At 48.4% G+C, this 22,802-nt stretch carries 19 protein-coding genes, 2 tRNA genes and 1 rRNA gene; 16 read left to right on the top strand and 6 right to left on the bottom strand.

The window, feature by feature from the left end; translation table 11 throughout:
- Positions 1-31: 31 nt before the first annotated feature.
- A complete protein-coding gene (locus tag VP504_RS14380) occupies positions 32-1,306 on the bottom strand; it encodes an HlyC/CorC family transporter (protein WP_325891775.1) in 1,275 nt (424 codons plus the stop codon).
- 147 nt (positions 1,307-1,453) lie between these two features.
- On the bottom strand, positions 1,454-2,251 hold the full coding sequence (locus VP504_RS14385) for a cytochrome C assembly family protein (protein WP_325891776.1): 798 nt from the start codon (positions 2,249-2,251) through the stop codon (positions 1,454-1,456).
- Positions 2,252-2,513: 262 nt separating this feature from the next.
- Between VP504_RS14385 and ffh the strand changes: the two genes are divergently transcribed.
- The 5 genes from ffh to rplS all read left to right on the top strand — a co-directional run bounded on the left by ffh (position 2,514) and on the right by rplS (position 6,092).
- Entirely contained in the window at positions 2,514-3,890 is a 1,377-nt protein-coding gene (ffh, locus tag VP504_RS14390; protein ID WP_325891777.1) for a signal recognition particle protein, read from the top strand.
- A 221-nt stretch (positions 3,891-4,111) separates the two neighbouring features.
- The gene (gene rpsP, locus VP504_RS14395; protein ID WP_002540065.1) at positions 4,112-4,360 is read left to right on the top strand and encodes a 30S ribosomal protein S16; all 249 of its coding nucleotides are present in this window, start codon (positions 4,112-4,114) and stop codon (positions 4,358-4,360) included.
- A 31-nt stretch (positions 4,361-4,391) separates the two neighbouring features.
- On the top strand, positions 4,392-4,919 hold the full coding sequence (rimM, locus tag VP504_RS14400) for a ribosome maturation factor RimM (protein ID WP_046306468.1): 528 nt from the start codon (positions 4,392-4,394) through the stop codon (positions 4,917-4,919).
- 37 nt (positions 4,920-4,956) lie between these two features.
- Positions 4,957-5,712: a tRNA (guanosine(37)-N1)-methyltransferase TrmD gene (gene trmD / locus VP504_RS14405; RefSeq protein WP_062666308.1), complete on the top strand. Its 756-nt coding sequence runs from the start codon at positions 4,957-4,959 to the stop codon at positions 5,710-5,712.
- Positions 5,713-5,738: 26 nt separating this feature from the next.
- On the top strand, positions 5,739-6,092 hold the full coding sequence (gene rplS, locus VP504_RS14410) for a 50S ribosomal protein L19 (RefSeq protein ID WP_002540060.1): 354 nt from the start codon (positions 5,739-5,741) through the stop codon (positions 6,090-6,092).
- Between the two features lie 140 nt (positions 6,093-6,232).
- On the opposite strand, the gene VP504_RS14415 is transcribed toward rplS, so the two are convergent.
- Positions 6,233-7,243 carry a glycoside hydrolase family 43 protein gene (locus VP504_RS14415; protein ID WP_325891779.1) on the bottom strand — a complete coding sequence of 337 codons (1,011 nt, stop codon included), beginning with the start codon at positions 7,241-7,243 and terminating at the stop codon, positions 6,233-6,235.
- 356 nt (positions 7,244-7,599) lie between these two features.
- Between VP504_RS14415 and yjjG the strand changes: the two genes are divergently transcribed.
- The 5 genes from yjjG (at position 7,600) to tyrA (ending at position 12,281) form a co-directional block, all read left to right on the top strand.
- Positions 7,600-8,274 carry a pyrimidine 5'-nucleotidase gene (gene yjjG, locus VP504_RS14420; RefSeq protein WP_325891780.1) on the top strand — a complete coding sequence of 225 codons (675 nt, stop codon included), beginning with the start codon at positions 7,600-7,602 and terminating at the stop codon, positions 8,272-8,274.
- 220 nt (positions 8,275-8,494) lie between these two features.
- On the top strand, positions 8,495-9,094 hold the full coding sequence (locus VP504_RS14425; protein WP_325891781.1) for an HdeD family acid-resistance protein: 600 nt from the start codon (positions 8,495-8,497) through the stop codon (positions 9,092-9,094).
- Positions 9,095-9,140: 46 nt separating this feature from the next.
- Complete coding sequence (locus VP504_RS14430) at positions 9,141-9,524, top strand: DUF2799 domain-containing protein (protein WP_325891782.1); 384 nt, start codon at positions 9,141-9,143, stop codon at positions 9,522-9,524.
- Positions 9,525-10,071: 547 nt separating this feature from the next.
- The gene (locus VP504_RS14435; RefSeq protein WP_002540056.1) at positions 10,072-11,148 is read left to right on the top strand and encodes a 3-deoxy-7-phosphoheptulonate synthase; all 1,077 of its coding nucleotides are present in this window, start codon (positions 10,072-10,074) and stop codon (positions 11,146-11,148) included.
- A gap of 5 nt (positions 11,149-11,153) precedes the next feature.
- Positions 11,154-12,281: a bifunctional chorismate mutase/prephenate dehydrogenase gene (gene tyrA / locus VP504_RS14440; RefSeq protein WP_325891783.1), complete on the top strand. Its 1,128-nt coding sequence runs from the start codon at positions 11,154-11,156 to the stop codon at positions 12,279-12,281.
- Positions 12,282-12,530: 249 nt separating this feature from the next.
- On the opposite strand, the gene pheA is transcribed toward tyrA, so the two are convergent.
- From pheA to bamD, 3 genes are all read right to left on the bottom strand, one after another.
- Positions 12,531-13,703: a prephenate dehydratase gene (pheA, locus tag VP504_RS14445; protein ID WP_325891784.1), complete on the bottom strand. Its 1,173-nt coding sequence runs from the start codon at positions 13,701-13,703 to the stop codon at positions 12,531-12,533.
- Positions 13,704-13,975: 272 nt separating this feature from the next.
- Positions 13,976-14,317 carry a ribosome hibernation-promoting factor, HPF/YfiA family gene (gene hpf / locus VP504_RS14450; RefSeq protein ID WP_002540053.1) on the bottom strand — a complete coding sequence of 114 codons (342 nt, stop codon included), beginning with the start codon at positions 14,315-14,317 and terminating at the stop codon, positions 13,976-13,978.
- Positions 14,318-14,682: 365 nt separating this feature from the next.
- Positions 14,683-15,414 carry an outer membrane protein assembly factor BamD gene (gene bamD, locus VP504_RS14455; protein WP_325891785.1) on the bottom strand — a complete coding sequence of 244 codons (732 nt, stop codon included), beginning with the start codon at positions 15,412-15,414 and terminating at the stop codon, positions 14,683-14,685.
- Positions 15,415-15,610: 196 nt separating this feature from the next.
- Here bamD and rluD point away from each other — a divergent pair, with 196 nt between their 5' ends.
- The 6 genes from rluD to VP504_RS14485 all read left to right on the top strand — a co-directional run bounded on the left by rluD (position 15,611) and on the right by VP504_RS14485 (position 22,618).
- Complete coding sequence (rluD, locus tag VP504_RS14460) at positions 15,611-16,588, top strand: 23S rRNA pseudouridine(1911/1915/1917) synthase RluD (protein ID WP_325891786.1); 978 nt, start codon at positions 15,611-15,613, stop codon at positions 16,586-16,588.
- A 2-nt stretch (positions 16,589-16,590) separates the two neighbouring features.
- Positions 16,591-17,328: a peptidoglycan editing factor PgeF gene (gene pgeF, locus VP504_RS14465; RefSeq protein WP_325891787.1), complete on the top strand. Its 738-nt coding sequence runs from the start codon at positions 16,591-16,593 to the stop codon at positions 17,326-17,328.
- A gap of 109 nt (positions 17,329-17,437) precedes the next feature.
- Positions 17,438-20,011, top strand: a complete 2,574-nt coding sequence (gene clpB, locus VP504_RS14470) for an ATP-dependent chaperone ClpB (protein ID WP_325891789.1) — start codon at positions 17,438-17,440, stop codon at positions 20,009-20,011.
- A 646-nt stretch (positions 20,012-20,657) separates the two neighbouring features.
- Positions 20,658-22,210 (top strand): 16S ribosomal RNA (locus VP504_RS14475).
- A gap of 151 nt (positions 22,211-22,361) precedes the next feature.
- A tRNA-Ile gene (locus VP504_RS14480) sits at positions 22,362-22,438 on the top strand.
- Between the two features lie 104 nt (positions 22,439-22,542).
- Positions 22,543-22,618, top strand: a tRNA-Ala gene (locus VP504_RS14485).
- The last annotated feature ends 184 nt before the right edge of the window (positions 22,619-22,802 follow it).

The following is a 22,802-nucleotide window of genomic DNA, read 5'->3' on the forward strand; positions in this document are numbered from 1 at the left end:
TTTTGATGAGTGGTGAAACGGACAGACGCAGTTATAATTTAGCGCTTTTAGGTACGGGTAAAATCTTAACCTGTTTGATCATATTCTCTGCAACTTCAACAATTTCCATTTGATGCCCCTCTACTTCGATACTGAGCTGGCTACTGGGTATGTCTTCGAGATGTTCGAGTATCAAACCGTTGAGTGTGCGGGGGCCGTCAGTAGGAAGTTCCCAATTCAGGCTCTTGTTGAGATCACGGATATTCGCCGTGCCATCAATCATGAAGCTGCCATCAGGCAGGGCAGTGATTTCTTCCGCCAGGCTTGGTGAGAGTGACGTAGTAAACTCACCCACGATCTCTTCCAGAATATCTTCCAGCGTCACTAGACCAATAATGTCACCGTATTCGTCAACAATCAGACCGATACGTTGCTTATTACGCTGGAATTTGAGCATCTGGACATTCAGCGGCGTGCCTTCAGGGATGTAGTAGACTTCATCCGCAGCGCGTAACAGGTTCTCCTTATTGAACTCGTTTTCCACCATCATTCGATAGGCTTCGCGCACACGAAGCATGCCAACAACCTCATCAATGTTATCGCGATAGAGCACCATGCGTCCATGCGGAGCATGGGTGAGCTGTCGCATGATGGCTTTCCAGTCATCATTGACGTTGATGCCAGTGATTTCGTTTCGCGGCACCATGATGTCGTCCACGGTGATTTCCTCAAGCTCCAGAATCGATAGCAGCATATTCTGGTGAAGGCGTGGGATAAGACCTCCTGCTTCATTTACGACGGTACGCAGCTCTTCGGAGCTAAGGTTGTCTTTTCCGCTGTGTTCGGTTGCGAGTCCCAGTATCTTAAGGAAGCCATTAGTGACGCCATTTACTACCCACACCAACGGATAAAGCGCTTTCATCAATATGTTGAGCAATAGGCTACTGGTATAGGAAACACGTTCTGGATAAAGGGCTGCGAGGGTTTTTGGCGTCACCTCAGCAAACACGAGGATAACAAGGGTGAGGCCACCGGTCGCAATTGCCACACCGAGATCGCCGAACAAGCGCATACCAAGAATGGTCGCGATGGCGGAGGCAAGAATATTAACCAGGTTATTTCCGATGAGGATCAGGCCAATTAGCCTGTCAGGACGTTCAAGTAGCTTTTCTACTCGTTTGGCGCCTTTATGCCCTTGCTTGGATAGATGTCGAAGCCGGTATCGGTTTAGTGCCATCATGCCGGTTTCGGAGCCGGAAAAATACGCAGAAATAAAGATGAGCAATACCAAAACGGTCGCTAGCGTTACCGTCGATATGTCGTCCAAATTGCAAGTTCCTTCTTGTTTGGTCCAACCCTAATTAAGGGCAAGAATTTGCGTCCATGTCAAACATTGCTGCGCAAACTTTATACACAAATACCCCGTCAGGGTAAACAAGGCCTATAAAAAGGGGCGTTTGATATAGAAAGACCGTTAACCTGCGATAATGACTTCGCGTACAAAACGGCTACCAAAATAGGCAAGAGTGAGGAGAAATGCTCCTACGATACTGATCCAGATAACACGGCGTCCGCGCCAGCCTGAACGATAGTGCCCCCACAAAAGGACGCCATATACCACCCATGCCGTTGCTGAAAGAATGGCTTTGTGTGCCTTGCCCTGAGCAATCATATCTTGCACGAACATAAGGCCAGTGAGTAACGTCAGCGTCAACAGGATTTCACCAATCAGAATAACATTGAATAGCTGTCGCTCAACGGCCATCAGTGGAGGCAAGTTAGGGTTCATCACCAGCTTCTTCTTCTGTTTTAACTGATGGTCGAGCCATGCCAATTGAATGGCATATAAGGTCGCGATCATCAACGTTGAATAAGAGAAGAGCGCCAGAGAAATGTGTACCAAAACTTCTGGGTGGGCTTCAAGGTGAGTGATAAACGCACCTGGAAGCAGGGTCGCTGCGGTGAGGTTAATGGCAGAGAAACTATAAACCACAGGCAGCAGCACCCATATCCGTATCCTGAACATCAGCCCAGTAGTAATGGCGGCAATGATAAAGCTGATAAGCGACGCGACATTGAGAATACTGAGGTTCTGCCCACCGCCTGACAGGATGAGGTCAGAAAGCAGGTAAGCATGTAGCACCAATGCACCACATGCGCTCAGAAACACCGAGCGTGCCGGGATCTGATTCGGGCCGGATAGGCCAGGAATGATTTGCAATAACGCCGCGAAATAAAGCAAGGCAGCGGTGAGTGCTAAAATGATATCCATGTGTCTTTCAACAACATCGCGTCAAAAAGAAAGGATTCAGTATACCCTGCGCAACTGAGAGTCGCTATCAACACGAGCCGATCTTTGAGATTACCCACGACAAATTTTAGGAAAAGTGCCTGCAAGCCACTTTAAAACTATCGTTAAAGGCGGCATGTAAGCAGCAGCAATAATGATATATAATCGCGCCAATTTTGTGTTTATCGCCACCTGACAGGATTTCAGGTCAGGTGGTGCCATCGCGTAGATAAGCGAGTAGGACATGTTTGAAAACCTAACGGATCGTCTATCCCGTACGCTGAAAAACATCAGCGGTCGCGGTCGACTGACAGAAGAGAATATAAAAGACACGCTGCGTGAAGTACGCATGGCGCTGCTGGAAGCGGATGTTGCGCTGCCAGTGGTTCGCGACTTCGTGAAGAAAGTAAAAGAAAGCGCAGTTGGACTAGAAGTGTCGAAAAGCCTGACCCCGGGTCAGGAATTCATCAAGATTGTTCAATCTGAACTTGAAGCTGTGATGGGTGAATCCAACTCTGAGTTGGATTTGGCAGCGCAGCCACCGGCTGTAGTACTGATGGCGGGCCTGCAAGGTGCGGGTAAAACCACCAGTGTCGGTAAGCTCGGTAAAATGCTCAAAGAGCGCCACAAGAAGAAAGTGCTGGTGGTCTCGGCTGACGTTTATCGCCCAGCGGCGATCAAACAGCTGGAAACGCTGGCAGGCGACGTGGGCATTGATTTCTTCCCATCAACGCCGGACCAAAAGCCAGTTGATATCGCCAGTGAAGCATTGGCGCACGGCAAGCTGAAATTCTATGACGTGGTCATTGTCGATACCGCAGGTCGCCTGCACGTCGACGAAGAGATGATGGACGAGATTAAAGACGTCCACGCGGCAATCAACCCTGTTGAAACCCTGTTCGTGGTCGATGCCATGACAGGTCAGGATGCGGCGAATACAGCTAAAGCGTTTAACGATGCGCTGCCACTAACTGGTGTGGTACTGACAAAAGTGGACGGTGATGCACGTGGTGGTGCGGCGCTGTCTGTTCGTCATATCACCGGTAAGCCAATCAAGTTCCTGGGTGTAGGTGAGAAAACCGACGCACTGGAACCGTTCCACCCTGACCGTGTTGCCAGCCGTATCCTTGGAATGGGTGACGTGCTGTCACTGATTGAAGACCTCGAGCGCAATGTCGACAAAGACAAAGCCGAGCAACTGGCGAAGAAGTTTAAAGAGAAGAAAGGTTTCGACCTTCAGGACTTCCGCGACCAGCTTCAACAGATGAAAAACATGGGCGGTATGATGGGGATGCTCGACAAACTGCCGGGCATGTCAAACCTGTCTGATGATGTGAAAAACCAAGTGGACGATAAAATCTTCGTTCAGATGGAAGCCATCATCAATTCCATGACGCCGAAAGAGCGTGCACGTCCAGACCTGATTAAAGGCTCACGTAAAAAACGTATCGCCGCAGGTTCAGGTACTCAGGTACAGGACGTTAACCGTCTACTCAAGCAGTTTACCCAGATGCAGAAGATGATGAAGAAGATGCAGAAGGGCGGCATGAAGAACATGATGCGCAATATGAAAGGCATGATGGGCGGCATGGGTGGTGGCGGTGGTATGTTCCCACGCTAAACCGCAATAAAACCTATTCTCCGGTCAGATGAAAGACGCTGGCCGGGATTCGATAGAGCGACGGAATCGCTAAGTGATTGAAGTCCAGTTACTGCTGATGCTTTTTTAGCTAAAGCAGTTGCATTCGATCACAGAAAGCGTAAAATTCCGGAGCTTTATTTTGGCACGAGGCCCCGTATTAGCGCGGGGCCAATTTAATTTAGTAATGCAAAGAGGACGATATGGTAACCATTCGTTTGGCACGTCACGGCGCTAAAAAGCGTCCATTCTATCAAATCGTTGTTGCAGACAGCCGCCAAGCTCGCGACGGTCGCTTCATCGAGAAAGTAGGTTTCTTCAACCCAGTTGCACAGGGTCAAGAAGAGAAGCTGCGTCTGGACCTGGACCGCGTTAACCACTGGGTTGGCGAAGGTGCAGCTGTTTCTGACCGCGTAGCTAAGCTGATCAAAGACGCTGCTAAAGCTGCGTAATTGATTAGTGTCAGGGTTGAAAGAAAAAGAAATGAGTGAGCAAGAAAAGGTTGTAGTAGGCAAGCTAGGTGCTTCTTATGGCATCCGTGGCTGGCTCAAAGTTTTTTCTTACACTGAAAACGCTGAAAACATCTTTAGCTACACACCTTGGTTTATCAAAGTGCGTGGCGAATGGCAGGAATTCAGTCTTGAAGACTGGAAACGCCATGGTCAGGGTTATGTAGGCAAGTTGAAAGGTCTGGATCAGCGTGAAGACGCTCAGGCACTGACAAATGCTGAAATCGCTATCAATGCAGAAGTATTGCCTTCGCTGTCAGATGAAGAATTCTACTGGCGCGAACTGTACGGAATGGAAGTGGTGACGACCAAAGGGTACAACCTGGGTAAAGTCACGGACATTCTGGAAACGGGCTCTAACGATGTATTGGTCATTCAAGCGAACCCGAAAGATGCTTTTGGCCAGAAGGAACGTTTAATACCGTTCCTCGATGGGCAAGTCATCAAGTTGATTGATCGCTCTGCTCAACGGATCGAAGTTGACTGGGATCCTGGATTTTAATTCCCCCAGTAACATTTAAAGCAATGGGAGTGGAAAAATGTGGGTTGGTATAATCAGCCTTTTTCCTGAAATGTTCCGTGCTGTTACTGAATTTGGGGTAACTGGCCAGGCGGTAAAAAAAGGCCTGCTCGAGGTAGAAACGTGGAATCCCCGCGATTTTACCCACGACAAACACCGGACGGTTGATGACCGCCCATATGGTGGAGGCCCAGGCATGTTGATGATGGTTCAGCCTTTGCGCGATGCCATTCACACTGCCAAGAAAGCCGCTGATGGCAAGGCGAAAGTGATTTACCTTTCACCTCAAGGCCGAAAGCTTGACCAAGCAGGTGTTGAGGAGCTGGCGCAGAACGAGAAGTTGATTCTTATCTGTGGACGCTACGAAGGGGTAGATGAGCGCATTATACAAACCGAAGTCGATGAAGAATGGTCTATCGGGGATTTTGTGCTCAGTGGCGGTGAGCTGCCAGCCATGACGTTGGTTGACGCGGTTGCCCGGTTTGTACCGGGTGTCCTCGGAGACTTTGCGTCAGCGGAAGAAGATTCTTTTGCAAATGGTTTGCTGGATTGCCCTCACTATACACGTCCTGAAGTGTTGGACGGATTGGAAGTACCTTCGGTACTGAAATCCGGAAATCATAAGGACATTCGCCGCTGGCGATTGAAAGAATCGCTGGGCCGTACCTGGCTCAGAAGACCAGAGCTCCTGGAAAACCTAGCTCTGACTGACGAACAGGAATCACTGCTTGCTGAGTTCATTAACGAACACAGACAAGTACCTAAAGATATTTAGTATCAGTTTATTCTAGGGTATAGAAAATGAGTAACATCATCAAAGCGCTCGAAGATGAGCAACTTAAACAAGACGTTCCTGCGTTCAACGTAGGTGACACTGTTGTCGTTCAAGTTAAAGTTAAAGAAGGACAGCGTGAGCGTCTGCAGGCTTACGAAGGCGTTGTAATCGCTAAGCGTAACCGTGGTCTACATTCAGCATTTACCGTTCGTAAGATCTCTAGCGGTGAAGGCGTTGAGCGTGTATTCCAAACTCACTCACCAGTTGTTGACAGCATTACTGTTAAGCGCCGCGGTGCAGTACGTCGTGCCAAACTGTACTACCTGCGTGAGCGTTCTGGTAAGGCAGCTCGTATTAAAGAGCGTCTGGCTAAGAAATAATCGCTCCGGCGTTTATTCCCGAAAGGGAAAGAAAGCCCGCCTGTTTAGGCGGGCTTTTTCTTTCTCTACAGTTCAGTCATCTTTCAAAAAGCAGAAACACAGCTATCAGAGTACTCGCAAGATGAATGAAGGTGGAATACTTACAATCGGTTTGGATTAAGAAAGCTGGTTCCTATTTGAATTTCACCGTTTCCGTCAAACCAGAGAGTATCTTCGCTGATATACCTATCACCGCCTCCCTCAACATACTCACCTTTAGATTTCCCATGATAAATAATAGACAGTCCACCGTTATTGTTTTCTACGACTGCAACATGACCTGGGCCTGATAAACCCTGCTGGCGGAAGGCACTCAATATAGGATTTTTCGCTGATTTGGTAAAATCGCCCATGGGCGAGTTAGATGTCGCATAACCCGTAGAATAATTCACTGAAGCGAAAAAGCCGCCGGAATACAGCATGTAATATGTCCCATTGCGTTTGACTATGAAGGCTCCTTCGGTAATCGGCATGAATTTAAACATGGCTTCAGGTGATCCTGTGAAAATATTCTCCCATCCCTGATTGGCTCTAATAACAATCTTTTCTTCACCTATGAAGCGTGTTGGAGAAAGAGGGTCCATTTTTCTGACAGCGATGGGCCCTTGTCCGAGGAAACCTGCGGGAGCCTTAGTCCAATAAAAATAGATCTGGCCGTCATCATCCTGAAATACGTGAGCATCGATACCGTCAGTTAAAATACCTTTGTCGTCGAAAGGGCCATATGGCGTTTTTGATGTGGCGATGCCAATTTTGATGTCTGTATAGCTGTTAGATTGGGTGTAATACATGTAAAAGGTGTCCGTCGCTTCATGGTAGAAAACATCCGGAGCCCAGAGTTCATTTACTCCTTTGGAAAAAGCAACGTTATGCTTTGTCCAATTGCGTAAATCGCTTGACGAGTATACATATAGACGAGCGGGTGAACCTCGACCGTTGGAGGTGGGGTACATGTAATAGACGCCGTTATGCTTAATGACATGTGGATCGGCTAGGTTGCTCTCAGAAATTACGGGATTATGGCTATTGGAGTCAAATTTAACCGTTGTTGTCGCAAAACACCCAGTGAGAACTAATTGAATAAGCATGACTATGAGTAAATGTTTTTTCATCACAACATCCTATCTCTTATACAAATGGATTAGCAGGTATTGCTCCCTTGTACTCCATTGGTAGCGGAGCGGCTTTTCTTTCGCTTCCTGCTTTCTATGGTATTTCCTTCACAGTCCTATTGGATAAGTCTTAGATTTGTATTCCAACTGTTAAAACACGCATATCGCTGTGTTTTTTGTATGCAAGGAGATTTAGATCTTTCCTGTTCAGTGTTTCAACCACATAGAAAACAACCTCACGCCGATAATTTTTGCGTTTTGTCTACCTTATTGAATGTCTCGGACCGTTGGACATAATCGATTGTGTGATTTTCACTTGTTTTTTAAAATAAGTCGTTAATTTAGGAGAGTAACGCATGCGATACGACTGGATTTTATTTGATGCTGACGAGACCCTTTTTTCATTCGACGCTTTCGCGGGCCTTAAAGCGATGTTCAAAGCCCTAGGCGTAAACTTTACCGAGCGGGATTTTGCAGAGTATCAGACCGTCAACAAGCCGCTTTGGGTGAAATACCAAAACGGTGAAATCTCGGCGAAACAACTCCAGGAAGATCGCTTTCTGGTTTGGGCTAAACGCTTGAATAGTGTCCCAGGTGAGCTTAACCGCCGTTTTCTCGATGCGATGGCTGATGTTTGCCAACCGCTGGAAGATGTGCGTGAAACCCTGCCTTTACTGGCCCGAAAAGCCAAGCTTGGTATCATTACCAATGGTTTTGTGCAGCTTCAGCAAATCCGTTTGGAAAAAACTGGGCTGCGAGAATATTTCGATTTGGTGGTTATTTCTGAAGAAGTGGGTTTCGCTAAGCCAGACGTGGCGATCTTTGAACATGCTTTCAATGTCATGGATAATCCCGACAAAGCACGTGTCCTGATGGTTGGCGACAACGCTGATTCAGATATCCTTGGTGGTATCAACGCTGGTATCGACACTTGCTGGCTGAATGTAGACGGCAAATCGAAACCTGTGGGGATTGAGCCAACATTCATAGCCACTTCTTGGGCTGAAATTCATACTCAACTGTTGGGTTAACCTCCTGCTTCAACCCGCGCAACTCGATCACTGATCTGCACGGCTTCATTTTCATTCGAAAAAATTTCGCACTTTGATCCATAAGCCTTTTATTTCATATTGGGTTGCAAATATTGAACATCTTACTTTGGGAATTCACGCTTCACTCTCAACATACCGGACGCTTAATAGTGAGGGTTCGGCGGCGTCTCGCCAGAAAAATAATGAAAGGAAATGAGCGATGGAACCAACAGACACGATACAAAAACAGTTAGTTGGATCGTTATCAAGAAATTGGTGGGTGTTGTTGTTGCGTGGTGTAGCCTCCATTGTTTTTGGTTTTATGCTTTGGACCATGCCGACTCAAGAATCAGTCGAAACCTTAATACTGGTGTTTGGCATCTTCGCGTTTGTTGATGGTTCGCTTCAGGTTTGGACTGCACTGATGGAACGAAAAGAACGTGATAACTGGGTGGTGCTATTACTTTGGGGTGTGGTTGGTATTGTTGCGGGTATTATGACGTTCTCCGTGCCAAGCCTAACTACCGTAGCGTTGCTGTTTTACATTGCAGTATGGGCTATTACTAAGGGAGTACTGGAAATCATCACTGCGATAAGACTTAGGAAAGAAATCACGGGAGAGTGGTTACTGATCCTTGGTGGTATATTTTCCATTCTTTTTGGTGGTTTCCTTATGTCCAATCCAGCAGCGGGTGCTATTGCACTTATCTGGGTGATTGCTACTTACGCTTTTGTCTTTGGCGTATTGTTTGTAGCACTATCTTTTAAGCTCAAGGGATTAAAAAAATTGCATGACACCAATTCTGCATCTTTCCACTGAATCAGTATATAGTGACACTTTCCAAATCAATCTTAAGGAACACAGGATGTTGAAAAAATCCTTGGTGTCACTGGTTGCGTTGATGGTCGTCGGCTGCGCATTCGTTGGAGATGCAGAGTCTTTGGTTAAGAAAGGCGATTGGCAGGCAGTCGGTGAGCAGGATGGTGTGAGAGGTATCCCTTCCCGTTCAATGTCTGATCTCAATGAGCTGGCACAGCGTGCTGGTGGACAGAATGTTGATGTGAGCGATTACGAGTCTGGCTATGCGGAAGGTGTGGATCGCTATTGCAGCCTGAATAATGCCTATGACATTGGTTTGTCGGGCATGCAGTATTTGGGTGTGTGTGCCAACAGACCTGATGGTCTTCGCTTTCAAATGCAATGGCAGAGAGGTTTTGAGGACTTCCAATCAGCTGACCAGACTTTCTGATTGACCCAGGGACTGTTGACCTTTGGTGGTTAAATTTTGTTCTGGCTCTTAGCGTTTTAGGCGCGGCGAGGTGTGTGCCGCCTAGTCATTCTAAGCAAATACACCTCAACAAAGGATAAAACGCTAAGAGCAGAACCCTTCGGGCAGCGTTTGTGGGGAGTTTCTGCTGCGTTATCGGCTTCTCATGTAGGCCATCTACACATCGAAGCCTCTGCCTTGCATAAAATCCCCACAAACTGCTGCAAAAATCATCACCAAAGGTCAACAGTCCCTATCAAAATAGCCACCCCAAGCAAAAAGGCCTTTTCGAAAGGCCTTTTTCTATTTTGTACGCCAGGATTTACAAAATTGTTGCCAGTATGCCGATTGATGAAGTCAATGAAATAGCCTTTAAAACTATACCTTATATCGTTATGTAAATATTAATTTACGTTGTTATTTTATCTTTACGATCTATTGCATTCATCTCTCAGATTGTTATTGTATGGGCAGTTGCGTGATAAATACCCATTCAATGCGCAAAATAGATTCAGAAAGGAAAAATGTCATGGAAAGAGACCTGCTCACTAACGTACACATTCAGGACGAAACTGTTCTGATCACTCCTGACCAACTGCGTAGCAAGCTACCTGTAAAGGAAGAGACGCTGGCCTTTATTTCAAAAGCGCGTCAGGAAATTGCAGATATCATCCATAAGAAAGATCACCGCCTTTTGGTAGTGTGTGGTCCTTGCTCGATTCACGATACTGATGCGGCGATTGAATACGCGAGAAACCTCAAGGCGCTTTCAGAAACCCTGAACGATCAGATTTATATTGTGATGCGGGTTTACTTTGAAAAACCACGCACCACGGTTGGCTGGAAGGGACTTATCAACGATCCAAATTTAGATGGCTCTTTCGATGTAGAAGCGGGTCTTCACAAAGCCCGTGAACTGCTTATCACATTGGCAGACATGGGCCTGCCACTGGCAACAGAAGCCTTAGACCCAATCAGCCCGCAGTACATTGGCGATCTGTTCAGTTGGGCGGCGATTGGCGCGCGCACGACTGAGTCTCAGACTCACCGCGAAATGGCGAGTGGTCTTTCCATGCCAATTGGCTTCAAGAACGGTACTGATGGCAGCTTGGCAACGGCAATTAATGCGATGAAGGCGGCTGCATCCGGTCACCGTTTCATGGGAATTAACAAAGAAGGTCAGGTTGCGTTGCTGACAACTCAGGGTAACCCGGATGGTCATGTGATCCTGCGAGGTGGCAAGCAGACCAATTATGACTCAGTTTCGGTGACAGAATGCGAAAATGAGATGAAAGGGGCAGGGCTTGAGCCTTCACTGATGGTAGACTGCAGCCACGCCAACTCTCGAAAAGATTTCCGTCGTCAGCCACTTGTCGCTGAAGATGTGTTCCACCAAATCCGTGAAGGAAACCAATCCATCATTGGTTTGATGATTGAGAGCAACATCAACGAAGGCAATCAGTCTGCGGACTTGCCGCGTGAAGAGATGGCTTACGGGGTGTCTATTACCGATGCATGCATCAACTGGCAGGATACTGAAAACCTGCTGCGCCGTGCCCATGATGAACTGACACCTTTCCTGGAACAGCGTTTACAAGGACATTAAGCCACATGGTTGCAGAGTTGACCCAACTTCGGGATCAAATTGACGAAGTCGACAAACAAATGGTCGAGTTGCTGGCACGCAGACTGGAATTGGTCGCGGAAGTTGGCGAAGTGAAGAGTAAACACGGTTTGCCGATTTATGCGCCGGATCGTGAAGCTGCTATGCTGGCATCACGTCGTGAAGAAGCGGCTTCCCGCGGGATTCCGCCGGATCTGATTGAAGATATTCTTCGTCGCACCATGCGCGAATCTTACGCCAGTGAAAACGATTCTGGATTTAAATGCCTGAACCCGGATCTGCGTTCTATCGTGGTGGTGGGTGGCCATGGCCAGTTAGGTAAAGTGTTCTGCAAGCTTTTCCGACTGTCTGGCTATGACGTTAAGGTATTGGGCTCGAAAGATTGGGACAAGGCTGAAGAAATACTCTCTGATGCAGGCATGGTGGTTGTCACTGTGCCTATCAATAAAACTGACAGTGTTATTCGCTCATTGGGTACGTTACCCGATGATTGCCTCTTGGTGGACCTGACTTCCATCAAGAGTGAACCTCTACAGGCCATGCTTGAGTCACACAAAGGACCAGTGGTGGGTTTGCACCCTATGTTTGGTCCGGATATTTCAAGTCTCGCTAAACAGGTGATTGTGTACTGTGATGGGCGAAATCCGGAAGCGTACCAATGGCTGCTTGAGCAATTCCGCATCTGGGGTGCGAGTTTACACCGTATCAGCGCGATTGAGCATGATCAGGGGATGACGCTGATCCAGGCGTTACGCCACTTCACTTCATTCGTGTATGGTCTGCATCTGGCGGAAGAGAATCCGAATCTGGAGCAGCTTACAGCGCTTAGCTCGCCAATATACCGCCTTGAACTGGCGATGGTTGGCCGATTGTTTGCTCAGGACGCCCAGCTTTACGGGGATATCATTATGTCCTCGACGCAAAACATCGACATGATTAAGCGTTTCCACGCGCGTTTTGGCGAGGCGATTAACCTGCTCGATAAGCAAGACAAAGAAGGCTTTATTCAGGCGTTCAGTCAGGTGGAAAACTGGTTCGGCGACTTTGCTCCGCGCTTTATGAAAGAAAGTCAGAACCTGCTTCGTCAGGCGAATGACACTACGCACCGCGGTTAATACCAATCGTAGTAAATATCTGCTCATCCTAGCTGGTTAAAATGCTCGATAACTGCGTTGAAAAATTTGAATGTAGAATAACTACTTATCGAAATTTTTCGCCTTGTTCTCGAGCATTTTTCCTACGCTATTTCTGAGCATCTACCTACTGTGATTGGTATAAGCTGCACGAGATAAAACAAAAGGAGCCAGTTGGCTCCTTTTCTGTTTCTAGGGTCAACCTGTTGACCCTCCTAGCATTCAGTATCGTTAAACGTCGATTTCTGTTGGGGCGACGTTCTCAATCGGGTAAGAGCCCAGTACTTTAATGTAGCGGGTGATCTTGGTGAGCTCTTCCAATGCTTCTATCATCACATCCGTACGCATATTACCTTCTACATCCACATAGAACATTTCTTCCCATGGGTTGCCAAGCACAGGGCGCGATTCCAGTTTGGTCATGTTGATGCCGTGATTACGCAGTACAAGCAGACACTCCACCAGGGAGCCGGCAGATTGTCCGGTAGACATGATAAAGGTGGTTTTTGCTGGGATCAGCGCAGTGACTTCTACAGGCTTACGTGCGACAACGATAAAGCGGGTGTGGTTTTCCTGCTGATTGGCGATGCCGAACTTCAGTGGTTTCAGACCATAAAGTTCACCGCTTGCCGCATTACCAATCGCAGCCACATTTGGCTGGGCCATGGCTGCGACTTCTTTCATCGCTTCGGCGGTGCTGGAGCAATACTCTTGCTTAATACCACTGCCCAGAGATCGCACGAACTCACTGCATTGTTGATGCGGCTGTGGATGCGAATAAAGCACTTCGATTTGGTCAATCTGCGTGTCTACTGCGGTCAGAAGGCAGTGTTCAATCGGCTGGGTGATCTCTCCGACGATAGACAAGCGGGTGTGCTGAAGTTGATCGTAAACATCATTAATCGAACCCGAGCTGGTGTTTTCAATCGGCAGCACGCCGTAATCGGCATTGCCGGTTTCCACCATTTCCAGCACTTCTTTAAAGCTTGAACACTGGATCTCTGCGAGCTTGGTATGTTTACGTGCAAAAAAGTTGCGGGTCGCCAGATTGGAGTAGGAGCCTTTGCCACCGAGGAAAGAAACGCGGGCAAGCGGTTGTTCATTGTCTGGGTTGGCCAGGCGTTGCAGGAATGCCTGTTGGTAGAGCACAGAGTCTTCAATAATGGTGTGGAAAATTTTGGTGACGTACTGTGGGTCCAACTCGTGGGATTTCCCATTGGCAACCAGCTTCTCAAGCAGCACCTGCTCACGTTCAATATCGCGGACGGGCTTTTGGGTTTGGATTTTGCTTTTAGCGACTTCAAGACTCAGCTTACGTCGTTCTGCCAGCAGTGACAGCAGCTCTTGATCGATACGGCTGACATTCACCCGTATTTCATCAAGTGACAATGTTGGTTTACTCATTCCTTGTTCCTACTCATTATTCAGCGCCCAAAACAAAAAAGCCTCCCTTTCTGAGGGAGGCCTTCGGGAATCTGTCGTTATCGATGCTCGCCCTTACGCCCCACCTCTTCAGAAGCGGAAAAAGAAGCGAAAGAAAAACGAAGTGGTTTGCGACATCGATACTTTATCTTGTTGGTTCAATTATTGTTCAACCATATTGGGACGGCGTTGTCATGTCAAGACGAATCAGCCCCGCACTTGGCGGGGCTGACTGGTTTAATCCTCTGGATAGATTAGATAGCTTCAGATTCTTCTTCCGGTACTTCCACACCTGCATGGCTTGCGCGGCGTGCTTCGCCTTTGTGAGCTTGTTTGTTTAGCTGTTTCTCCAGTTTCTGGCCCACTTCATTGATGGCGGCATACATATCTTCATGCTCAGCGGAGGCAATCAATTTTGCACCTGGCATAGACACGCCAGCTTCTACTTTGAATTTGTTACCTGGTTCTTCACTGATGACAGCATGAGGGTTAATGAGAGCGACTTGCCATTTCTCTAGCTTTTCAAAACGAGACGTAATGCGATCGCGAATGGCAGGAGTGATGTCGATGTTTTTACCAGTAATTTCTACTCTCATAGATGTTTCCTCTTTTGCTTGCCCTTTGCTGGGCTCACTTTCAGATTACGTTTCTGGAGAGGAAATGATGTGACATAGATCACTTTTGTGTCGCGAGATTTTATTGGTCAGGGGATTTGTGATCCTGTGTTTAACTTCGGTTTAAAAAGTCCGGAAAGTGCTTGAATCGGGCAAAAGAAGTGGTGCAAGATGAAGAGGTTAAGGTCGCTAACGAACACTGAACGTTAGGGACTTTGTTCGTGCTAAAGAAGGCTTTGGCGAAGAATGCAGCAGTTCACTATTTCGCCCGGACAAACAATCTCACACCAAATTAAATAAAAAGCAGCCATCAGGCTGCTTTTTTCTTTTTAGTTTGAAGAGAGCTATTAGGCATCCACACCATTCAGTTTCATTAAATCGCGGGTCCGCTGAGCAGGTTCTTCCAGCTTCAGCTCTTCATAGGCTTTAAGCATCAACGGAAGCGATTTCTTCGCGGCATCCGTATCTGGGAAATCACGCTGGATTTGCTGACAACGGTTGATCACAGCAACCCAAGCTTCACGGCGAACATAGAAATCGGCAGTGGCCAGTTCGTAATCTGCCAGACGGTTTTTCAGCGCGACAAGGCGTTTTGCTGCATCAGCGGCGTAATCACTGTCTGGGTATCGATCCAGCAGACGGCGGAAGTCCACAAACGCACGGCGCACTGGCTCAGGGTCGCGGTCTTCACGATCCATATTCAGCATATCGTGGATGAAGCTTCTGTCCTGCGCCATGTTGGTCAGGCCGCGCATGTAGAGCACCCAATCCATCTCAGGGTGACCTGGGTTCATACGCATGAAACGGTCAATAGTGGCTTCGCCCAAGGCCAGATCGTCATTCTTGTAGTAAGCGTAAATCAGATCCAGTTGAACCTGCTCAGAGTAGGCACCAAACGGGTAGCGTGAGTCCAGGGCTTCAAGCTTTTGAATTGCGGTGTTCCAACTGCCTTCATTAAGGGAAACCTGCGCTTCCTGATACAGCTCAGAAGGTGGAATATCAGGGACAACTTCTTCCGTGCTTGAACATCCAGCCAGCAGGGAAATAGCAAGTAAAGAGGATAAAGTAAGGCGTTTCATTACTACAGTTGCTTCCTTGAAAGAATATTTTCAGCCTTTGCCATTACGGAGACAGCCGCAAAAAGCTACAATGGCGCGATTGTGGGCTATTCTACCCATCGACCAGATATAATACCAACTGGTAAACGTGACTGAGCCCGAGGGCTTACACCAATACCACTTGGTATTAGTCTCATTGAGAATCAAAAAGTTCGTTATGGCACAGCAGTTAGAGTTAAACAGCACAGTAAATGAGAATCAACTGGGTCAGCGTCTGGATCAGGCATTGGCAGAGTTGTTTCCGGATTATTCCCGATCACGCATCAAAGAATGGATTCTGGCCGACAAAGTAAGCGTCGATGGTGAGATCGTCAACAAACCACGTTTGAAAATGATGGGTGGTGAAGCCATCGTCGTTCAGGCAGAAATCGAAGATGAACAGCGTTGGGAAGCGCAGGACATTCCACTGAACATCGTTTATGAAGATGACGATATTATCGTTATTAATAAACCTCGTGACTTAGTGGTACACCCTGGTGCCGGTTGCCCTGACGGTACCGTATTGAACGGTCTGCTTTTCCATTACCCGGATATCGCTGAAGTACCGCGTGCGGGCATCGTGCACCGTCTGGATAAAGACACCACCGGCTTGATGGTGGTAGCGAAAAATATCCCGACCCAAACACGTTTGGTTCGCGCACTGCAAAAGCGTAAGAAGTTCACCCGTGAGTACGAAGCGATTGCACTGGGTAACATGACAGGCGGTGGCATGATTGAAAAGCCAATCGGCCGTCACTCTACCAAACGCACACATATGGCTGTTCAGGAGCTCGGTAAACCAGCGATTACACATTACCGTGTGGTTGAGCACTTCCGTGCACACACCCGTCTGCGTCTTCGTCTGGAAACCGGCCGTACGCACCAGATCCGTGTTCACATGGCATACCTGAACCACCCTCTGGTGGGTGATCAGTTATATGGTGGTCGTCCGCGTCCGCCACGCAATGCGGGAGATGAACTGATCCAGACATTGCGTCAGTTTGACCGTCAGGCACTTCACGCTGTCATGCTGCGTATTGAACACCCTACCACCAAAGAAATGATGGAATGGCATGCTCCAATCCCAGATGACATGGTGAAACTGACTGAAGTACTGCGTGCAGACATCTTAGAGCACGGAGACGAGGACTACTGATCATGGATTGGATCACGCCAGGCTGGCCCGCGCCTTCATGGATTAAAGCTGTGAGCACCACCCGCCAAGGTGGTGTCAGCCCTGTTCCTTTTGATAGCCTGAACTTAGGTGATCACGTGGGTGATGACAGTGATTTCGTGGTGAAAAACCGCCAAACACTGGCAGAAGTGATGTCGATGCAAACATCTCCAGCCTGGCTGAACCAAGTTCATGGTACTGAAGTCGTGACTTTGCCTTTGGCTGTTGATGAGGTGCCGGATGCCGATGCCGCCTTTACGGGAGATCAAGGGCAGGTGTGTGTGGTGATGACTGCCGATTGTCTGCCTGTGCTTTTTTGTAACGAAGAGGGTACACAGGTGGGCGCGGCACATGCAGGCTGGCGTGGTTTGGTCAATGGTGTGTTGGAACAAACGCTCAGTAAGTTTGATGAACCAAGCCAAGTGATGGCATGGCTTGGCCCTGCCATCGGCCCTGACGCTTTTGAAGTGGGTAGCGAAGTGCGTGAGCAGTTTATGGCGCATGATGCAGCCGCTGAAAAAGCGTTTAAGCCACACAATGATCGTTGGTTGGCAGATATCTACCTTTTGGCAAGGCAGCGACTCCAATCTGCAGGTGTGACCCAGATTTATGGCGGAGAACACTGCACAGTCTCTGCTCCAGAAACCTTCTTCTCCTACCGTAGAGAAAATCGTACAGGCCGTCAGGCCAGCTGTATCTGGATCGGTACAGAACGCGATTAACCAAATCGACAAAAATATCGCCACTCAACTTGAAATCAGCCGCAGCCGCTCCCATTTTTTCGTTAAGCAACATCAAAGCTATTATAGAAATTATTAAAGGGGGGAGGCTATGCGCCTTGACCGATTTACCAGCAAATTCCAATTAGCCATCTCTGACGCTCAGTCACTGGCTTTAGGGCGCGATCATCAGTATATCGAGCCCGTGCACTTGATGGTGTCTCTCCTCAATCAGGACAGCAGCACCATCCGTCCTCTGATGACGCTCCTGAATGTGGATCTGACCCAACTACGCTCCAGTCTGAGTGAGCTGCTCGACAAGCTGCCGAAAGTGACTGGTAATGGCGGCGATGTCCAACTCTCGCACAGCATGGGCATGCTTTTCAATATGTGTGACAAGCTGTCCCAGAAGCGTAAAGACAAATACATCTCCTCTGAGCTTTTTATCCTGGCAGCTGTTGAAGACAAAGGCGCTTTGGGTGAATTGCTCAGAAGCCTTGGACTGACAACCAAGAAAGTGGAAGAGGCGATTGATAAAGTGCGCGGCGGTCAGGCTATCAATGATCCTAACGCAGAAGAAGCGCGTCAGGCGTTGGAAAAGTTCACCATTGACCTGACTGAAAAAGCCGAGCAGGGCAAGCTAGACCCGGTGATTGGCCGTGACGAAGAAATTCGCCGCACCGTGCAGGTGCTGCAACGCCGTACCAAGAATAACCCAGTAATCATTGGTGAACCAGGCGTGGGTAAAACCGCCATTGTTGAAGGTTTGGCGCAGCGTATCGTCAACGGTGAGGTACCGGAAGGGCTTCGCAACAAACGTGTGCTTTCTCTCGACATGGGTTCGCTCGTTGCCGGGGCGAAATATCGTGGTGAATTCGAAGAACGCCTGAAGTCAGTTCTCAATGAGCTGGCGAAAGAAGAAGGTAACGTCATTCTCTTTATCGACGAAATCCACACCATGGTGGGAGCAGGTAAAGCAGAAGGAGCGATGGATGCGGGCAACATGCTTAAGCCTGCATTGGCGCGTGGCGAACTTCATTGTGTTGGTGCCACCACATTAGATGAATACCGTCAGTATGTGGAAAAAGATGCGGCACTTGAGCGTCGTTTCCAGAAAGTGCTGGTGGATGAGCCAACGGTTGAAGACACCGTCGCTATTTTGCGTGGTCTTAAAGAGCGTTACGAGCTTCACCATGCGGTAGAAATTACTGACCCGGCGATCGTTGCTGCTGCGAGTCTTTCTCATCGCTATATCTCGGATAGACAACTGCCGGATAAAGCCATTGACCTGATTGATGAAGCGGCATCGAGCATTCGTATGCAAATAGACTCTAAGCCGGAGCAGCTTGATCGATTAGAGCGTCGTTTAATCCAGCTCAAGATTGAGCAGCAGGCATTGGCTAAAGAAAACGATGACGCAAGTAAGAAGCGTCTTGAATCCCTGCAAAGTGAAATTGATGAGAAAGAGCGTGACTATGCTGAGCTGGAAGAAGTGTGGAATGCAGAGAAAGCAGCGCTTTCCGGCACGCAACACATCAAGAGTGCGTTAGAGCAGGCGCGCACGGATTTGGACATCGCACGTCGTGCAGGTGACCTTAACCGCATGTCTGAACTGCAGTATGGCCGCATTCCAGAACTGGAGAAGCAGCTCGATCTAGCTAGTCAGGCGGAAATGCAGGAAATGACTCTGCTCAAAAACCGCGTGACCGACGCTGAGATTGCAGAAGTACTATCCCGTCAAACCGGTATTCCTGTCGCCAAGATGCTGGAAGGCGAGAAAGAAAAGCTACTTCAGATGGAAGATGAGCTTCATGGTCGGGTGATTGGTCAATCAGAGGCAGTCACTTCGGTGGCAAACGCTATTCGTCGTAGTCGTGCAGGCCTTGCTGATCCGAATCGCCCAATTGGCTCGTTCCTGTTCCTTGGTCCAACAGGTGTGGGTAAAACAGAACTGTGTAAATCACTGGCAGAGTTTCTCTTTGACAGCAGCGACGCCATGGTGCGTATCGACATGTCAGAGTTTATGGAGAAACATTCAGTAGCTAGGCTGGTAGGTGCACCTCCTGGCTATGTGGGATATGAAGAAGGCGGTTATCTGACAGAAGCAGTTCGCCGTCGTCCTTATTCTGTCATTCTATTAGATGAAGTAGAGAAGGCGCACCCTGATGTCTTCAACCTTCTTCTACAGGTGTTGGATGATGGCCGTCTGACAGATGGCCAGGGTCGTACCGTTGATTTTCGCAATGCTGTGGTGATCATGACCTCCAATCTGGGTTCTGATCGCATTCAGGAACATTTTGGTGAACTGGATTACAACGGCATCAAAGCCATGGTGATGGATGTGGTGGGCAAACATTTCCGCCCAGAGTTCATTAACCGAGTGGATGAGTCTGTGGTCTTCCACCCATTGGGTCAGGAGCACATCAAGTCTATCGCCGGCATCCAGCTTGCGCATTTGGCAAAACGTATGGCTGAGCGTGACCTGAAGTTGGAAGTCACCGACGAGGCGCTAACGCTTATCGCAGATGCTGGGTTTGATCCGGTATACGGGGCTCGCCCACTTAAGCGCGCCATTCAGCAAAGTGTCGAGAACCCATTGGCACAATCTATTCTTCGCGGAGAAGTGAAACCGGGCTTGCCGGTGAAACTGATTGTCGAAGACGAGCAAATAAAAGCTGTTCAATAAAGACAAGCTTAAAGAGTAAGAACATAAAGAGGCCCAATAGGCCTCTTTTCTTTTATCTATATCCAGGTGCTTACCTCGATTCTAAAAGTTACCCACAGCTTTTTGTGGGCTTGATGTGGGTAAAATGTGTGGAAATAAGCCTTTCGTGCAAAAGATACTCAAACGAAGACTTTTCTACAAAAAAGTTCAAAAAAGTCATTGCCAGAATTCGAGACCTCCCTATAATGCGCCCCATCGACACGGCAAGCGGCTCCCAACAAGGAAACGCCCACCAAGTCGAAACGCGAAAACTTCCTCATCAAGGCATTGAAAAATGCTGTGAAGAGGTGAGTCAATAAGGTGTTTTGAGGGTTGCGAAAGCAACGCTGAAAAATCTCAAAATTTCTTCTTGACTTCATCGCCCGGCAGCGTAAAATTCGCAGCCCTGACGGTGAGAAGCGACGCTTCTTCAAGTCAACGTTCTTTAACAATTTGACCTATGCAATCTGTGTGGGCACTCGTGATTGATAGACAAAAGATTTATCGATGTTTACTGAGTGACCAAACGAAATAACTTCGGTTATATCGGCACAGTCAATTCGTTTTGCTTCTGCTTTTTTAAAAGCGGAGACAAAACAACAACAGTATTTCATCGAGCCAAAAACTTTAATTGAAGAGTTTGATCATGGCTCAGATTGAACGCTGGCGGCAGGCCTAACACATGCAAGTCGAGCGGCAGCGACAATAAAGATTCTTCGGATGATTTATTGGGCGGCGAGCGGCGGACGGGTGAGTAATGGCTGGGAACCTGCCTGGTAGAGGGGGATAACCACTGGAAACGGTGGCTAATACCGCATGATGTCTTTGGACCAAAGAGGGGGACCTTATGGCCTCTCGCTACCGGATGGGCCCAGTTGGGATTAGCTAGTTGGTGGGGTAAAGGCTCACCAAGGCGACGATCTCTAGCTGGTTTGAGAGGATGATCAGCCACACTGGAACTGAGACACGGTCCAGACTCCTACGGGAGGCAGCAGTGGGGAATATTGCACAATGGGCGCAAGCCTGATGCAGCCATGCCGCGTGTGTGAAGAAGGCCTTCGGGTTGTAAAGCACTTTCAGCCGTGAGGAAGGCATTGTACTTAATACGTGCAGTGTTTGACGTTAGCGGCAGAAGAAGCACCGGCTAACTCCGTGCCAGCAGCCGCGGTAATACGGAGGGTGCGAGCGTTAATCGGAATTACTGGGCGTAAAGCGCATGCAGGCGGTCTGTTAAGCAAGATGTGAAAGCCCCGGGCTTAACCTGGGAAAGTCATTTTGAACTGGCAGGCTAGAGTCTTGTAGAGGGGGGTAGAATTTCAGGTGTAGCGGTGAAATGCGTAGAGATCTGAAGGAATACCGGTGGCGAAGGCGGCCCCCTGGACAAAGACTGACGCTCAGATGCGAAAGCGTGGGGAGCAAACAGGATTAGATACCCTGGTAGTCCACGCCGTAAACGATGTCTACTTGGAGGCTGTGGTCTAGAACTGTGGCTTTCGGAGCTAACGCGTTAAGTAGACCGCCTGGGGAGTACGGTCGCAAGATTAAAACTCAAATGAATTGACGGGGGCCCGCACAAGCGGTGGAGCATGTGGTTTAATTCGATGCAACGCGAAGAACCTTACCTACTCTTGACATCCAGCGAAGCTTGAAGAGATTCGAGTGTGCCTTCGGGAACGCTGAGACAGGTGCTGCATGGCTGTCGTCAGCTCGTGTTGTGAAATGTTGGGTTAAGTCCCGCAACGAGCGCAACCCTTATCCTTGTTTGCCAGCGAGTAATGTCGGGAACTCCAGGGAGACTGCCGGTGATAAACCGGAGGAAGGTGGGGACGACGTCAAGTCATCATGGCCCTTACGAGTAGGGCTACACACGTGCTACAATGGCATATACAGAGGGCAGCGAGGCAGCGATGTGAAGCGAATCCCAGAAAGTATGTCGTAGTCCGGATTGGAGTCTGCAACTCGACTCCATGAAGTCGGAATCGCTAGTAATCGTGGATCAGAATGCCACGGTGAATACGTTCCCGGGCCTTGTACACACCGCCCGTCACACCATGGGAGTGGGCTGCACCAGAAGTAGATAGCTTAACCTTCGGGAGGGCGTTTACCACGGTGTGGTTCATGACTGGGGTGAAGTCGTAACAAGGTAGCCCTAGGGGAACCTGGGGCTGGATCACCTCCTTAACGATACTATTGATGCCAGTGTCCACACAGATTGCTACGGTCAAAAAGATAAAGAACATACTTAGATGTGTTTGTTGCTTTGGTGGTTAGCACCCCAATCCCTTGGTCAAAGAGGGTGAGGTCGGTGGTACAGGTCCAAAGAAACAGAAATGGGTCTGTAGCTCAGGTGGTTAGAGCGCACCCCTGATAAGGGTGAGGTCGGTGGTTCAAGTCCACTCAGACCCACCAACCACTTTCAACACTGCGTTGTGAAAGTCGTCGTTTAGCGAACTAAACGTCCTCCTTTCACGCCTTGTTTTGAAAGCGGTTGGTCAATAGCTAAGTATCGATGTGGGGCTATAGCTCAGCTGGGAGAGCGCTTGATTTGCATTCAAGAGGTCTGCGGTTCGATCCCGCATAGCTCCACCACTCTTTAAGCACACTTCTCTGAAAAGAGAATGGTGAGTGTTCTTAAAAAGTGGTTGTTCACTAGAACACATCACATGCTCTTTAAAAATCTGGAAAGCTGACTAAACAAACTGATTCAGTTTGTTTGTAAAAGTTCTCAAATGTTGATTCTTCGGAATTAACACCAAACACATTCAAGTGTTCT

It is taken from the genome of Grimontia sp. NTOU-MAR1 (assembly GCF_035758505.1).
GTDB classification, from domain to species: Bacteria; Pseudomonadota; Gammaproteobacteria; order Enterobacterales; family Vibrionaceae; genus Enterovibrio; species Enterovibrio marinus.

Coding starts and splice junctions, on each gene's coding strand:
- VP504_RS14385 (WP_325891776.1), bottom strand. CDS start 2,251: ATGGATATCATTTTAGCACTCACCGCTGCCTTGCTTTATTTCGCGGCG.
- bamD (WP_325891785.1), bottom strand. CDS start 15,414: ATGAAACGCCTTACTTTATCCTCTTTACTTGCTATTTCCCTGCTGGCT.
- VP504_RS14430 (WP_325891782.1), top strand. CDS start 9,141: ATGTTGAAAAAATCCTTGGTGTCACTGGTTGCGTTGATGGTCGTCGGC.
- clpB (WP_325891789.1), top strand. CDS start 17,438: ATGCGCCTTGACCGATTTACCAGCAAATTCCAATTAGCCATCTCTGAC.
- VP504_RS14425 (WP_325891781.1), top strand. CDS start 8,495: ATGGAACCAACAGACACGATACAAAAACAGTTAGTTGGATCGTTATCA.
- yjjG (WP_325891780.1), top strand. CDS start 7,600: ATGCGATACGACTGGATTTTATTTGATGCTGACGAGACCCTTTTTTCA.
- pheA (WP_325891784.1), bottom strand. CDS start 13,703: ATGAGTAAACCAACATTGTCACTTGATGAAATACGGGTGAATGTCAGC.
- VP504_RS14415 (WP_325891779.1), bottom strand. CDS start 7,243: ATGAAAAAACATTTACTCATAGTCATGCTTATTCAATTAGTTCTCACT.
- VP504_RS14435 (WP_002540056.1), top strand. CDS start 10,072: ATGGAAAGAGACCTGCTCACTAACGTACACATTCAGGACGAAACTGTT.
- ffh (WP_325891777.1), top strand. CDS start 2,514: ATGTTTGAAAACCTAACGGATCGTCTATCCCGTACGCTGAAAAACATC.
- rplS (WP_002540060.1), top strand. CDS start 5,739: ATGAGTAACATCATCAAAGCGCTCGAAGATGAGCAACTTAAACAAGAC.
- tyrA (WP_325891783.1), top strand. CDS start 11,154: ATGGTTGCAGAGTTGACCCAACTTCGGGATCAAATTGACGAAGTCGAC.
- rluD (WP_325891786.1), top strand. CDS start 15,611: ATGGCACAGCAGTTAGAGTTAAACAGCACAGTAAATGAGAATCAACTG.
- rimM (WP_046306468.1), top strand. CDS start 4,392: ATGAGTGAGCAAGAAAAGGTTGTAGTAGGCAAGCTAGGTGCTTCTTAT.
- hpf (WP_002540053.1), bottom strand. CDS start 14,317: ATGAGAGTAGAAATTACTGGTAAAAACATCGACATCACTCCTGCCATT.
- trmD (WP_062666308.1), top strand. CDS start 4,957: ATGTGGGTTGGTATAATCAGCCTTTTTCCTGAAATGTTCCGTGCTGTT.
- pgeF (WP_325891787.1), top strand. CDS start 16,591: ATGGATTGGATCACGCCAGGCTGGCCCGCGCCTTCATGGATTAAAGCT.
- rpsP (WP_002540065.1), top strand. CDS start 4,112: ATGGTAACCATTCGTTTGGCACGTCACGGCGCTAAAAAGCGTCCATTC.